The sequence below is a fragment of the Flavobacterium sp. genome (assembly GCF_027533505.1).
Classification (GTDB): Bacteria; Bacteroidota; Bacteroidia; order Flavobacteriales; family Flavobacteriaceae; genus Flavobacterium.
Map to the genome: position 1 here is coordinate 1 of NZ_JAPZUB010000011.1, position 13,457 is coordinate 13,457.

At 42.0% G+C, this 13,457-nt stretch carries 12 protein-coding genes; 3 read left to right on the top strand and 9 right to left on the bottom strand.

Going from position 1 to position 13,457, the window contains the following annotated elements:
• Positions 1–10 precede the first annotated feature (10 nt).
• Positions 11–148: a T9SS type B sorting domain-containing protein gene (locus O9316_RS03370; RefSeq protein WP_298203681.1), complete on the top strand. Its 138-nt coding sequence runs from the start codon at positions 11–13 to the stop codon at positions 146–148.
• A 682-nt stretch (positions 149–830) separates the two neighbouring features.
• Here the strand turns inward: O9316_RS03370 and O9316_RS03375 are convergent.
• A complete protein-coding gene (locus O9316_RS03375) occupies positions 831–2,027 on the bottom strand; it encodes a pyridoxal phosphate-dependent aminotransferase (RefSeq protein ID WP_298203615.1) in 1,197 nt (398 codons plus the stop codon).
• 103 nt (positions 2,028–2,130) lie between these two features.
• Between O9316_RS03375 and O9316_RS03380 the strand changes: the two genes are divergently transcribed.
• Positions 2,131–3,465: an aspartyl protease family protein gene (locus O9316_RS03380; RefSeq protein WP_298203616.1), complete on the top strand. Its 1,335-nt coding sequence runs from the start codon at positions 2,131–2,133 to the stop codon at positions 3,463–3,465.
• Positions 3,466–3,492: 27 nt separating this feature from the next.
• Here the strand turns inward: O9316_RS03380 and O9316_RS03385 are convergent, their stop codons facing one another.
• Complete coding sequence (locus tag O9316_RS03385) at positions 3,493–3,930, bottom strand: DUF1573 domain-containing protein (protein ID WP_298203617.1); 438 nt, start codon at positions 3,928–3,930, stop codon at positions 3,493–3,495.
• 265 nt (positions 3,931–4,195) lie between these two features.
• Between O9316_RS03385 and O9316_RS03390 the strand changes: the two genes are divergently transcribed.
• On the top strand, positions 4,196–6,823 hold the full coding sequence (locus O9316_RS03390) for a valine--tRNA ligase (RefSeq protein ID WP_298203618.1): 2,628 nt from the start codon (positions 4,196–4,198) through the stop codon (positions 6,821–6,823).
• Between the two features lie 66 nt (positions 6,824–6,889).
• Here the strand turns inward: O9316_RS03390 and O9316_RS03395 are convergent, their stop codons facing one another.
• From O9316_RS03395 to O9316_RS03425, 7 genes are all read right to left on the bottom strand, one after another.
• Positions 6,890–9,115 (bottom strand): M28 family peptidase, encoded by a 2,226-nt coding sequence (locus O9316_RS03395; RefSeq protein WP_298203619.1) that lies wholly within the window; start codon positions 9,113–9,115, stop codon positions 6,890–6,892.
• Between the two features lie 49 nt (positions 9,116–9,164).
• Positions 9,165–9,545, bottom strand: a complete 381-nt coding sequence (locus tag O9316_RS03400) for a response regulator (RefSeq protein ID WP_298203620.1) — start codon at positions 9,543–9,545, stop codon at positions 9,165–9,167.
• Between the two features lie 57 nt (positions 9,546–9,602).
• Complete coding sequence (locus O9316_RS03405; RefSeq protein ID WP_298203621.1) at positions 9,603–10,793, bottom strand: FIST N-terminal domain-containing protein; 1,191 nt, start codon at positions 10,791–10,793, stop codon at positions 9,603–9,605.
• A gap of 152 nt (positions 10,794–10,945) precedes the next feature.
• Positions 10,946–11,713: a superoxide dismutase gene (locus O9316_RS03410; RefSeq protein ID WP_298203622.1), complete on the bottom strand. Its 768-nt coding sequence runs from the start codon at positions 11,711–11,713 to the stop codon at positions 10,946–10,948.
• Entirely contained in the window at positions 11,713–11,991 is a 279-nt protein-coding gene (locus tag O9316_RS03415; RefSeq protein ID WP_298203623.1) for an acyl-CoA-binding protein, read from the bottom strand. Before O9316_RS03415 ends, O9316_RS03410 begins: the two co-directional genes overlap by 1 nt.
• The gene (locus tag O9316_RS03420; protein WP_298203624.1) at positions 11,984–12,643 is read right to left on the bottom strand and encodes a phosphatidylserine decarboxylase family protein; all 660 of its coding nucleotides are present in this window, start codon (positions 12,641–12,643) and stop codon (positions 11,984–11,986) included. The genes O9316_RS03415 and O9316_RS03420 overlap by 8 nt, the downstream gene beginning before the upstream one ends.
• Positions 12,633–13,457 (bottom strand): phosphatidate cytidylyltransferase, encoded by an 825-nt coding sequence (locus O9316_RS03425; RefSeq protein ID WP_298203625.1) that lies wholly within the window; start codon positions 13,455–13,457, stop codon positions 12,633–12,635. Before O9316_RS03425 ends, O9316_RS03420 begins: the two co-directional genes overlap by 11 nt.

Here is a 13,457-nt window from a genome sequence, read left to right on the forward strand (position 1 = left end):
CTTAAAGCAAATCAGTCCCACGGCAGCAGGATGGGATGGTACCTACAACGGTGCCTTGATGCCTGCCACCGACTACTGGTTCTTGGTGGAGTACTTTGAGGGGAATGCGCCGAAGGAATTTAGAGCGCACTTCTCGTTGAAGCGGTAGTGAGCCCCCTAGCCCCGAAACTTCGGGGGGGATTAGTTGCTGGTTGTCGGTTGCTGGTTGTCGGTTTTCGGTTGTTGATTTATTAGTCGTTAGACTTTAGACGTTAGATATAAAGGCTGCTCAGAAATGAGCGGCTTTTTTATTACAATATACCTGCCTGCCGGCAGGTTTTAAATTATAAATGGATGGTATTGGAGTACAATGTGGCACTTTATTTTCACGATGTTTCACAAGGTATAGCCCTGAAAATGATTGAACTATTTAGCAGGGAATTTCTATAAACGCTCCCCTCTTTCTTCTTGTTTCTTTCTTCTTGCTTCTAAAAATTCATAACTCCTAATTCCTCATTCCTAATTCCTTTCCGCGCGAGGGGTGGCAGTGGAAATCCTTGCCGCAGCGCAGCGGAGGCAAGATTGCAACGAACGACCCGACCCCGAGGGGTGAATTTCATTAGTATGAGGGAGGAGAATTGAGGGGGCGCGCCCTAATGAATGTAGCAACCTACCTACCGGCTGGCAGGTGTGTCAATGGGGCGATGGGGAGATGGGTCAATGAGTCTATTTGTCAACCTGCTTGCCGGCTGGCAGGTGTGTCGATGTGACAATGGGGCAATAGAAAATAAAAAAAACCTGCATGTAGAGGAGTACGATGCAGGTGAATCATTTAAAAAAGGGTTTGAACTTTAGCTTGCGTTATAAGTTTTAAGCGCTGCCTCGAGTATCGCGATGGCCCGTTGTAGGTCCTCTTTCTTGAGTACATAAGCAATACGCACCTCATTTAACCCTACACCGGGCGTCGAGTAGAAGCCTGCGGCGGGTGCCACCATTACGGTTTCACCTTGATAATCATACGATTCAAGCAACCATTGCGCAAAGTCATCGGCATTGGTAACAGGCAATTGTGCAATGCAATAAAATGCTCCTTTGGGGACAGCGACTTTAACTCCGGGGATATTTTGAAGTCCTTCAACCAAAAGGTCACGACGGTCTTTATATTCGGCGATGACATCTTTAAAATAGGATTGAGGTGTGTCAAGAGCCGCTTCACTAGCAATTTGGGCATAGGTAGGGGGACTCAAACGCGCTTGTGCAAATTTCATAGCCGTTGCCATCACTTCTTTATTTTTGGAAACTAGGCAACCAATACGCGCGCCACACATACTGTATCGTTTGGAAACAGAGTCAATCATAATCGCATTTTCTTCAATGCCAGGCACATTAAGCACCGAGTGGTGTTGCACATCGGCATCGTAAATAAATTCGCGATACACTTCGTCGGCAATCAGGAACAAGTCGTGTTTTTTAACGATGGCGGCAAGTTGTTGAATTTCTTCTTGCGAATACAAGTATCCAGTAGGATTTCCAGGATTACAAATAAGTATCGCCTTGGTTTTGGGCGTAATGAGTTGCTCAAAAGCGGCCATAGGAGGGAGGGCAAAGCCTTCTTCTAACGTGGAAATGACCGGAACGACTTTGACTCCTGAGGCTGTTGCAAATCCGTTGTAATTGGCATAAAACGGCTCAGGAATGATGATTTCGTCACCCGCATCCATAGTGCTACCAATGGCAAAAAGCAAGGCTTCCGATCCGCCGGTAGTGATAATGATATCTTGTGTTTCTACAGGAAGACCATAGGAGCGGTACGAAGCGGCTAATTTGGTTCGGTAACTCTCAAATCCCGCGGAGTGGCTGTATTCGAGCACTTCAATAGCTGCATTTTTAACGGCTTGTAGGGCTACTTCAGGGGTTTTAATATCGGGTTGCCCAATGTTTAAGTGGTAGACTTTTACCCCTTTCTTTTTGGCAATTTCTGCATAGGGAACTAACTTACGGATGGGCGATTCGGGCATTTGTTGGCCTTTGGTCGAAATCTTTGGCATAGTGATTTGTTTTAGCTGTGCAAATTTGCAAATTTTAAGATGATTTTGACGTTAATGCTATCGTAAAAAGCGCTATTTTTTTTAATTTTAGAAAAATTACCCTATGAAGTCCCGAATCTTGTTTCTTTTGTTGGTTTTACATGTAACTGGTGTTCGTGCCCAAGGGGGATTTCAGTTGCCTGAGCACCGAAAGAAAATTGTACTTCCATTTACCTTTGTTCAAAATCTTATCATCATCCCCGTTGTTCTTAATGGGACTCCGCTGAATTTTATGCTCGATACCGGCGTCGAGCATACGCTTTTGTTCAGTTTGGAGGATACCGATAAAGTGCAGTTAAATCAGATGGAAGCGGTGAAAGTACGCGGCCTTGGAAACTTGGATGCCATCGACGCTTACAGCTCTGAAAATAATCGGTTGGAAATAGGTTCCATGACCGATTTGGCGCACAAAATATACTTGATTCTCGATGAACGCGTAAATATTTCTACCTCCGTAGGGATACCGATTAATGGTATTATTGGGTACCACTTTTTTAAATCGTACAGCGTTCGTATCGATTATATTAGACAAAAAATTATTCTTTCGCGAGAGGTTAACAGACTTATGAAGCGCCGGGAACCTTTTGTAGCGATTCCGCTGACGTTCATTCAAAACAAACCCTATCTCCACGCGATGACCGCTTTGGGTTCAAAAGTCACTCCTGCCTTTTATTTGCTTGACACGGGGAATACTGATGTAGCGTGGCTGTTTCCCAACGCGGAACCTACGTTTACTTTTCAACCTTATCCCTTTGTAGACGATTATCTTGGACGGGGCTTGTCGGGTGATATTTATGGGAAGCGGGGCCGAATAGATTCTATTGCACTGGGACCGTTCAGCGTGAAAAGACCTTTGGTGGCGTTTCCGAAAGGCGATTTTATACAGCATTTACTCCAAATTAAGGGTCGAAACGGTTCGCTGGGTAACGAACTCCTGAAACGGTTTCATCTGGTTTGGGATTATCCCAATCAAACGATTTACGTTCGTCCCAATGCCAATAGCAGCGCCCCTTTTTTGTACAACATGTCGGGTCTTGAAATCGTGCATAGCGGCTTGGAGTGGGTAACCGAAACCAAAGATTTATCCACCCAGTCGATCTACGCCAAAAATGTATTTTCCAACAGCGGACAACGCATTAATGATCAAATTAAAGTTTTATTTGCCCTTAGACCCACCTATGTAGTAGAATTGGTACGGGTGAATTCCCCAGGGGACCTAGCGGGGCTGCGTAAAGGGGATCAACTCTACAAGATAAACGGCTATTCCTGTACGAGTCTCTCCCTCGATCAGATTAACGGCTTTCTCAAAATGCGCGATGGAAAAACGGTTGAAATAGAATACATTCGAAGTGGGAAAATTGTTACTACAACCCTAATTTTAAAAGATCTTCTGCCATAAAAAAACCTGCCGAAGCAGGTAGTTTATTTACGATCGATTCATCAGAATATTGGTTTTTTTCTCCAGCGGATTCGGTTCCTGTTTGACAATTACTTCTCCCTTGATTTTCAGTGCCACCATACCGCCTTCTACATTGACCGCATTGGTTTCAACCGTAATGGTTTTGCGAATGGGGCCCGGATTCATATTGTATTTCACTTTGATTTCTCCTGTTTTCCCCGGCATAATCGGTTTGTCGGGTTTACTAGGCACCGTACATCCACAAGTTGATTGCACATTTTTGATAATCAACGGTTGGTCGCCCGTATTGGTAAACTCAAAAATCCGCTCTCCGTTGTCGGTTTCCTTAGTGACAGTCCCGTAATCTATCGTATTATCTTTGTCCTTAAAAACAATTTTTGGCCCTGTTTGCGCCATTGCAAAAGCCGTAAATAAAAGGAGACCATAAGGTAAGAATCGTTTCATGACACTGTTTTTTGTAAAATTACTACTTTCCGTTGGGGTACAAAATTTTAAATCTTAAATTTTTCGTAACGTACTATTTTCAGTACTTTTGCCCGCATAGGTACAAAAAACATACCAAAATTTTAGGTGTCAGGAGCATCAACTGCGGTTGTACTATCCACATCACCTCCCGCTTTCGCCTTTATCACTTCACTGCGTTACGTGGATATCGGCTCAATCGGGGCTAAAAAGGGAGTTTTTTATTCCAATTCAAAATTTCACACACATGATTCCAGCACAGTACAACGCCCAAGATGTCGAACAAAAGTGGTATGCCTATTGGATGCAACACGACTATTTTACCTCCAAACCCGATCATCGTACACCGTATACCATAGTCATTCCTCCGCCAAACGTTACTGGCGTGTTGCATATGGGACACATGCTCAACAATACGATTCAAGATGTATTAATTCGGCGCGCGCGCTTGAAAGGATTTAATGCTTGCTGGGTTCCCGGTACCGATCACGCTTCGATTGCCACAGAAGCTAAGGTGGTGGCAAAATTGAAAAGTGAAGGTATTCAAAAAAATGATTTAACGCGTGAAGAATTCTTGAAACACGCTTGGGATTGGACCGATAAATATGGCGGTACCATTTTGGAGCAACTCAAACAATTGGGCTGTTCTTGCGATTGGAGTCGTACCAAGTTTACTATGGATCCCGATATGTCGGCTTCTGTGATTCGTTCGTTTGTCGACTTGTATCGTAAAGGATTAATTTACCGCGGCTATCGTATGGTCAATTGGGACCCCGAAGCCAAAACCACCCTTTCTGATGAAGAGGTGATTTACGAAGAACGCCAAGGAAAGCTATATCATTTGCGTTATGCCATCGAGGGTACACAAGACTACGTAACTATTGCCACTACACGTCCGGAAACCATTTTGGGTGACACCGCTATTTGTATTCACCCCGAAGACGAGCGCTACCAACATTTGCGTGGTAAAAAGGCTATTGTTCCTATTTGTAACCGGGTGATTCCCATTATTTTTGACGATTATGTCGATCCTGAATTTGGCACCGGTTGCTTAAAAGTAACTCCCGCTCACGATGTTAACGACAAAGAATTGGGGGAACGGCACCATTTGGAAATCATCGATATTTTGAACGAAGATGCGAGCCTAAATAGCTTCGGATTGCATTATGCTGGAAAAGATCGTTTTGTAGTGCGGGAAGCAATTGCCGTAGAACTGGAAGCTATCGGTGCTTTGGTGAAAACCGAAAACCATTTGAATAAAGTGGGTACCTCGGAGCGCACCAAAGCGGTGATTGAACCCCGATTATCCGATCAATGGTTTTTACGTATGGACGAATTGGTAAAACCAGCCATCAAAGCGGTTCTTGAAACCGAAGAAGTGAAGTTGTACCCTTCGCGATTTAATAATACCTACCGTCATTGGTTAGAAAACATTCGGGATTGGAATATTTCGCGTCAATTATGGTGGGGCCAACAAATTCCCGCCTATTACTATGGCGATGGAAAAGAGGATTTTGTGGTTGCCGAAAGTAAGGAAGAAGCCCTAGTTCTAGCACAAGAAAAAACAGGAAATGCAGCGTTGACTATAGATCAGCTTACCCAAGATGCCGATGCCCTTGATACCTGGTTTTCGTCATGGTTATGGCCTATGGCGGTATTTGGTGGTATAATGAATCCCGAAAGTAATGATTTTAAGTATTATTACCCAACGAACGATTTGGTAACGGGTCCCGACATCTTGTTTTTCTGGGTGGCCCGTATGATTATTGCCGGCTACGAATACGCTGATGCTAAACCGTTTACCAATGTGTATTTAACCGGATTGGTGCGCGACAAGCAAGGACGAAAAATGTCAAAATCATTGGGCAACTCTCCTGAGCCGTTGGAATTGATTGAACGCTTTGGAGCCGATGGTGTTCGCGTGGGCTTGTTACTTAGTGCCTCAGCCGGAAACGATATCTTGTTTGATGAAGAATTGTGCCAACAAGGGAAAGCCTTTGCCAATAAAATTTGGAATGCCTTCCGTTTGATCAAAGGTTGGGAAGTGGCCACAATAGCACAACCCGAATCCTCTCGTGCTGCCATAGCATGGTATGAAGCTAAATTGCAACATACTTTAGTAGCGATTGAAGATAATTTTGACAAATACCGTATCTCCGATGCCTTGATGGCTATTTATAAGTTATTTTGGGATGATTTCTGTTCTTGGTTCCTTGAAATGATCAAACCGGGCTACCAACAACCAATAGACCAAATGACTTTTGATAAAGCGATTGAACTTTTGGAAACCAATTTGAAATTATTGCATCCGTTCATGCCGTTTTTGACCGAAGAGATTTGGCAATACATCAAAACACGGACTCCCGAAGAAGCACTAATCATAGCCCAATGGCCAACTTCGGTTGCTTATGATACCTCATTGGTTGATGATTTTGAGTTTGCCAAAGAGGTTATTTCAGGAGTACGTACGATGCGCAAAGACAAAAATATACCCTTCAAAGACGTCCTTGAATTGAAGGTAGTCAACAAAGAGGGAAGTTCATCATTTTTTGACAGTGTCATTGCCAAATTGACCAATGTTTCTTCTATTACCTATGGCAACGAAAAAGTGGAGGGCGCCTTATCCTATCGCGTGAAATCCAACGAATATTTTATTCCAGTGACTAGTGCCATCGATGTTGCGGCTGAGATTGATAAATTAACCGCTGAATTGACCTATACCCAAGGGTTCTTGAAATCGGTGCAGGCCAAACTATCCAATGAGAAATTTGTTTCGGGGGCTCCTGAAAAAGTAATCGAAATGGAGCGCAAAAAAGAAGCCGATGCCTTAGCTAAAATTGCCACGCTTGAGGCGAGTTTGGCAGGTTTGAAATAAAGATGTAAAGCAAAAAAAAAGGAGTATTCTTCAACGAGTACTCCTTTTTTTATTTTGATTGATGATTTATTCAAACTTAACCTTCACCGTTTGCGAAACGCCATTTCTTGAAAATACCACTTCAACTTCATCGCCAGGGTTGATTTTGGCTAAAGCTTCCATATACCCATATACATCTTTAATTGGTAACGTACCAATTTTGGTAATGACATCGCCTTCTTGAATACCCGCTTTTTGTGCAGGTCGGTTATCGGTAACGCCATCGACATGCAGTCCATCTGGATGCTCGGTATAATCGGGCATGATTCCCATAGTTACTTTGTACTTGGGACGTGTTTTTCCAGCGTTTGCTTTGGTTTTGGTAAACGGAACTTGTTCCATCGCGTCTAGCGTTTGCGTAATGCGGAACACGTATTCTACAATATTTTTAACCCCATAATAATTGATTTTATCGGCATCATCACTCGGTTTATGGTAATCGCTATGCGTTCCAGTAAAGAAATTTAAAACAGGAATATCTTTTAAATAAAACGATGTGTGGTCGGTAGGTCCTGTGCCGCTTTCCTCCATGGTAACGTGAAATCCTGCGGGTTTGTTTTTCTCGATAATTTTAGGAAACTCGGGACTCGTTCCAGTTCCCCCAATGATTAAGTCCTTGGAGGCATTCAAGCGACCAATCATGTCCATGTTGATCATGGTGACTACGTTGGGTGTTTGCGCTTTGATAAGGTCTGCCAGCGCTTTTGACCCGATTAATCCGTCTTCTTCACCAGAAAAAAGAGCAAAAATATAGTTGGCTTTTTCAATGGTCTTGTTTTGGGATACCATTCGCGCTAATTCCAGGACACCGGCGACTCCAGAAGCGTTGTCGTCTGCGCCGTTATGGATTTGTCCTTGCGAATTCATTTGGGTAGAATTGCCGTGTTCGTTGCGACCCAAATGGTCATAATGCGCCCCAATTACAATGGTTTTGGCGGCTTTATTGTCTATGTAGGCGACTACATTATGAGCTTTAATTTTGACCTCTTGGCTTTGCAACGAATCTTTTGCGTTGCTTTTGTAGGTATATTCAAAAGGAATTAAAAAGGATTTCTCTTGATAGGGCTTGAGCTTCCATTTTTTGAATTGACTTTCCAAATATTCAGCGGCTTTTAATTCTTCTTTAGAGCCTACCAAACGTCCGTTCATGGCATCGGAGGCTAGATAGGTGATATGTTTTTGAAGCAGTGTCTCATCGATGTATTCAGCGGGATCGGTATCGACCCAATCGGCTAGGAAAACATTGGTTTCACGGGCAGCTTCTTGTTGGCGATTGCTTGAAAAAACTAACTTTTTTCCGTTGGGGGAAAACATGGGAAATGCGTTGAATTCACTCTCAAAAGTGATTTGACGCAAATGGGTACCATCGGTATTGATCATGTAGAGTTGAAAGTCGTACCCTCTTGTAGCATGATGGTTGGAAGAAAATATAATTTTTTGATCCGAAGGATGGAAAAACGGCGCCCAATTCGCCTTTCCTAATTGAGTGATTTGTTTCAAATCGGAGCCATCGACATTGCAGGTGTACAATTCCATTTCGGTGGGCGCGACTACATTTTCTTGAAGGAGCGCTTTGTACTCGTTGATTTCAGTCTCTGTTTTGGGTCGTGAAGCTCGAAAAACAAGTTTTTTACTATCGTGCGAAAAAAAACTTCCGCCGTCATAACCTAAACCGAAGGTCACTTGTTTCAAGTTGGAGCCGTCTATATCCATGGTCCACAGTTCCAAATCCCCAGAACGCGTTGAAGTGAAGGCAATTTTCTTTCCATCAGGCGAAACTACGGCCTCGGCATCATATCCGGGCGTGTTGGTGAGTTGTTTGATAATGTTTCCGTTTAAATCGGCGATATATAAATCAAATTCTGGATAAATGGCCCACAAGTATTTTCCATCCCGAGGTTTGGGAGGCGCTGGACATTCTTTTTGCGCTCCATGAGTAGAAGCAAAAATGATATGTTTGCCATCGGGCATAAAGTAAGAGCAGGTGGTTCTTCCTTGTCCGTTGGAAATGCGTTTTAAACTTTGGGGTGAAAAGTTTTTTTCGTTGAGATTTAAGCTAAAAATTTGATCACATTCCGCACCCAAGGCTTTATTGGTAACTTGAAGGGTGAGGAGTTGGCTATTGGGACTAAAGTAGGCTTCGGCATTGTCACCGCCAAAAGTTAGTTTTTGAATATTTTTCAAGTTGTGTTCTTGTGCAAAAAGCGATACAACACAGCTTAAAAATAGGAGGCAAATTCGGTTTTGGTGCATGATTAATTTTTTTTCAAAGATAAAATTTACCACCCATTTGAAACCGTCTTTATTCAAAAATTTGCAGTAACTGCTCTTTGTCAAGAGGTTTTTCTAAATACCCTTTCAATCCAAGGTAGGTTTCTGCTTTTTGCTTGTCTTTATCATTGAGTGAAGAGGTAAGAATGTATACCTTATGTTGGTTTAAAAAGTCGGGCATAACCGCTATGACTTCATCCAAAAATTCAAATCCCGTTAATTCAGGCATATTGATATCAAGAAAGATATACGCTTGAGTGTTTACTTCTTCTTGAAGTTTTTCAAAAACAAAAGCAAGCGCTTGTTTACTCGATAAATAGGTTTTTATCGTGCAGTTGGGACATAAATTACGTATTGTTTTTTCATGAACGTAATTAAAAATGGCGTCATCATCTATGAGTATACCATACATAAAAATAAATGTATTCTTACAAATATAAGTTTTTTATTCGTAATACTTAGTAGTATGTTACTTTTTTCGATATAGAAGATAAAGTGCCGTAGTGTAATTATGATAGGTGTTTTTTCCATGTAGTCGAGCGAATTCACCAAAACCATACATCCCTAACCAGGGCGGACAGGCCTCATTCGTATAAAAAGGAGTTTGCATTTGGTGGACCAATTCTTCTTTCAAAATCCGGTTGGTTAGATAGCGTCCTCGAGCCAAACAATCGGCATGAAATACAGCCACTGGTTTTTTTCCAGCAGCGCGTTGGCTCATTGACCTAACCATACGATCCATTTCTTTAAAAATCAATTCTTCATCCCGAATAGTAAACCAAAGTTGGGTTCCTACGTCACAAGTGGTAGCATAGTAAATGTGTTCACCTTCATGCTTGGTAACCACACGTAAAATATGTTGATTGCCATATTCTTCAGCAACTTCAGGAGGAAGAAGTTCGGCCAATGCCCCAACAGGAATGGTGTGACCACAATCGGCCTCTTGTGGTAATCCTAATCGCTCTAGAAAAGCGGACCAAGCGGGTTTTCCATTCAACTCTTCAATGATGTGTCCGTTGGATTTGGTTACTGTAATAGGTTCGCCAATAGCCATAAATCCATGAGTTGCTTGTGTGTCAATAGTTAGGGATGGGTCACAAAATCCAATGGCAAATGCCCCATGTTCGGTGACTTGTTGCTCAAAGGCCTGAAAACTAATATACCCTTTCATATTATCGGAAGTGGTGGCGCCAAATACCGTTACTTCTTCGCCAAATACCGATTCAAATCCCCGAATACATTCTGAGTTGTTGATGTCAATCCCCGAAGCTATGAAATAAATCATATTAATTCCTGCTTTTTGCGCTTGAAGGGATTTGGCCATTTTAACGCATTCCTCAAAAGAATTATGCCCATAGATAGCCGTACTTCCAGAGAGTGCAAATTCATCTCCTGTAATGGCCATCAACGCCATATCTTTCATAGACTCACTTACGCCCTCACGTCCTACGACGCCACAACAAGAAGCGGCTACGATTTGTGCATGAGGAGCCAGCGTAGTTGCATGCGCAATAAGATCTTGGAAGTCATGCCCTACAGAAGCGTTAAAAATAAGGAGTGAGGCTTGGTTAAGTTGATCTCCAAGTGCAATTTCTAGACATTCTGTAACACTTCTCTTGGTGTTTACAATACGTGTAGAGGCAGAATAAAAGTGTAGCATAGCAAGTAAATTTAATATTCAAGACTTGAACCTACCGCAGCGGTTCGTTACGTTGTTTATTAAAGTTACTCTAAAACATTTAGATAAAATTTTTATATCGACGAAGACTGAGTTATATTGCGACGAAAGCGGTTTAGCTGTCGATGAATGAATTATAGCGCAGTAGCTTCTTCAAATTTTTCGGCTACTTTATCCCAATTGATATGTTTGAAAACACTTTCAACATATTTTTTTCGGCGATTTTGATACTCCAAATAATAAGCATGTTCCCATAGATCAATCCCTAAAATGGGTTTTCCTGGAACTTCTGCGCGAGGCATTAAAGGATTATCTTGGTTGGCCGTATTGGTAATTTCAAGTTTTCCCGATTTATTGACGATTAACCAGGTCCAACCTGAACCAAAAACCTTCCCCGTGGCATCGATAAATTGGTTTTTAAAGTTATCAAACGAACCAAAATCACGATCTATAGTAGCGGCCAAGGTATCTTTGGGTTGGGCTTGTCCTTTGGGCGTTAAGATTTCAAAATACAAACTGTGGTTGTAATAGCCTCCCAAGTTATTTTTTAAATCGACATTAGAAACATCGAGTTTTTTGAAAATTTCGGCAATGGGTAACGGTTCCAAATCGGTACCGCTAAGCAACTGATTGAGATTGTTGGTATAGGTTAGATAATGTTTGGAATAATGGGTTTCCATGGTCAATGCATCGATGTCTGGCTGAAGGGCATCGTAACCGAAAGGGAGTTTAACCAACTCAAAAGCACCTTCTTGGGCTTTAACATCATCGGGTACCCCAAGCGTCACTTTCTGCTCTTTGGAGGGTAGTGGCACTTCAACGACTTCTGTATATTTTTTCCGTTTGCACGAGGTTGTGGAAATAATGAGAAAACATCCCAAAAAGAGTATACACTTTTTCATTACTTACTTTTTTTTTGCGCCAATTCCATGATCGCTTGAATGTATTGTTCTTTGGCTTCGTCTTGGGAGAGATGGTTAATTTGAATCCATGCATTCATTTTAAAGGCATTTCGCAAGTCTTGAGGATACACAAAACGATGCGTTGCCCTTCCCAAGGTAGATTGTTTGTATAAAGCATACAAACGCAACTGCACGTCTTGGGGCAGGGAAGCTTGAGTCATTGTATTGGCAATGTCGACAGCTTCATCGAATCGTTCTTCCAAAGGGCGATTATCCATGGTTTTTTACAGCAATAATCGTTTGATTACCTACAGCTTTTTGACCGAGTTTAACATTTACTTCCGTTCCGAGGGGAAGATAAATATCAACCCGGGAACCAAATTTAATAAAACCTGCATCAGCACCTTGGCGCACCGTCATACCTTCTTCGGCATAATTGACGATACGTTTGGCAAGTGCTCCCGCAATTTGACGATACAAAATTTCACCAAAAATGCGGTTTTCAATCACAACGGTGGTACGTTCGTTTTCAGTGCTGGACTTTGGGTCCCAAGCCACCAAATACTTTCCGGGATGGTATTTACTGTATTTGACCTTGCCGCTGGTGCAATAGCGTGTCACGTGAACATTAATTGGTGACATGAATATGGAAACTTGCAAGCGCTTATCTTTAAAATATTCCGCTTCAAAAACTTCCTCAATCACGACCACTTTTCCGTCTACAGGCGCTATTATTTGGTAGTCATTAACTTCCAAGGGACGCTTCGGATTCCGGAAAAATTGCAATACCATAATCAATAAAAAAAGCAGTACCAATTGCACCGACTTAAGAATCCAAAGGTTTGCAATTACATACGGTGAACCGAGCAGGAGGACCGTAAAACTAAACGTTGCGATTAAGATGATTTTGGCACCTTCTTTATGAAACATAATCTAAAATTTGGTAAAACAAAAATACAAAGGGCGTGACAAATATAATACTATCTAAGCGATCCAAGATGCCCCCATGTCCTGGCATGATTTTCCCACTGTCTTTAACACCAGCAATCCGTTTAAATTTGGATTCAATCAAATCACCCAACGTACTGAAAATGCTAATTATCGCGGCACTTACCGTCCAAATCAACACCGAAGTGTCGGCATACTCAGGTTTGGGTTGAAAATAATAACGAGAAATTAGGTAGCCAACCAAAATCGTAAAAAGCATCCCTCCAAGAAAGCCTTCGATGGTTTTTTTGGGTGAAATTTTTTCAAGCAACTTATGTTTGCCCATCGTTTTTCCAACGATATACGCAAAGGTGTCGTTGGTCCAAATCAATAAAAAGATGCTGATAATGATTTTTGGACGGTATTCATTGTTGGAAAAAGGAATTTTGACTAAAATCAAAAAGGGAAGAATTACATAGCCCAAGGTAAAAAGATAGCGAGACCAAACGCCGATGTGTTCTTTTTTGAAATTAAACAAAAGCAATAAGCATTTGATGGATATGAAGAGCGTAACAATGAGCAGTAAAATGTCGTTGGTTTTGTTGGTTCGAAATTGAGACGCCCAATAAAAGGCAACAGCTCCGATAATCAAGGGAGCAACTCGGTTTATATGCACCAATCCACAGAATTCATAAATCGCAATGAGCATGAAAAGCCCAAACAGGATAAAAAAACTATCCATAGAGTAGGAGGTAGCGCCCAGTAACAAGGTTACATAAACGATACCTGAAAGGAATCGGGTGAGGGATTCACTCAT

Excerpts from the sequence above, each read along its gene's own strand:
- O9316_RS03375 (WP_298203615.1), bottom strand. The coding sequence starts at position 2,027 with ATGCCAAAGATTTCGACCAAAGGCCAACAAATGCCCGAATCGCCCATC.
- O9316_RS03380 (WP_298203616.1), top strand. The coding sequence starts at position 2,131 with ATGAAGTCCCGAATCTTGTTTCTTTTGTTGGTTTTACATGTAACTGGT.
- O9316_RS03385 (WP_298203617.1), bottom strand. The coding sequence starts at position 3,930 with ATGAAACGATTCTTACCTTATGGTCTCCTTTTATTTACGGCTTTTGCA.
- O9316_RS03390 (WP_298203618.1), top strand. The coding sequence starts at position 4,196 with ATGATTCCAGCACAGTACAACGCCCAAGATGTCGAACAAAAGTGGTAT.
- O9316_RS03395 (WP_298203619.1), bottom strand. The coding sequence starts at position 9,115 with ATGCACCAAAACCGAATTTGCCTCCTATTTTTAAGCTGTGTTGTATCG.
- O9316_RS03400 (WP_298203620.1), bottom strand. The coding sequence starts at position 9,545 with ATGTATGGTATACTCATAGATGATGACGCCATTTTTAATTACGTTCAT.
- O9316_RS03405 (WP_298203621.1), bottom strand. The coding sequence starts at position 10,793 with ATGCTACACTTTTATTCTGCCTCTACACGTATTGTAAACACCAAGAGA.
- O9316_RS03410 (WP_298203622.1), bottom strand. The coding sequence starts at position 11,713 with ATGAAAAAGTGTATACTCTTTTTGGGATGTTTTCTCATTATTTCCACA.
- O9316_RS03415 (WP_298203623.1), bottom strand. The coding sequence starts at position 11,991 with ATGGATAATCGCCCTTTGGAAGAACGATTCGATGAAGCTGTCGACATT.
- O9316_RS03420 (WP_298203624.1), bottom strand. The coding sequence starts at position 12,643 with ATGTTTCATAAAGAAGGTGCCAAAATCATCTTAATCGCAACGTTTAGT.
- O9316_RS03425 (WP_298203625.1), bottom strand. The coding sequence starts at position 13,457 with ATGAGTGAATCCCTCACCCGATTCCTTTCAGGTATCGTTTATGTAACC.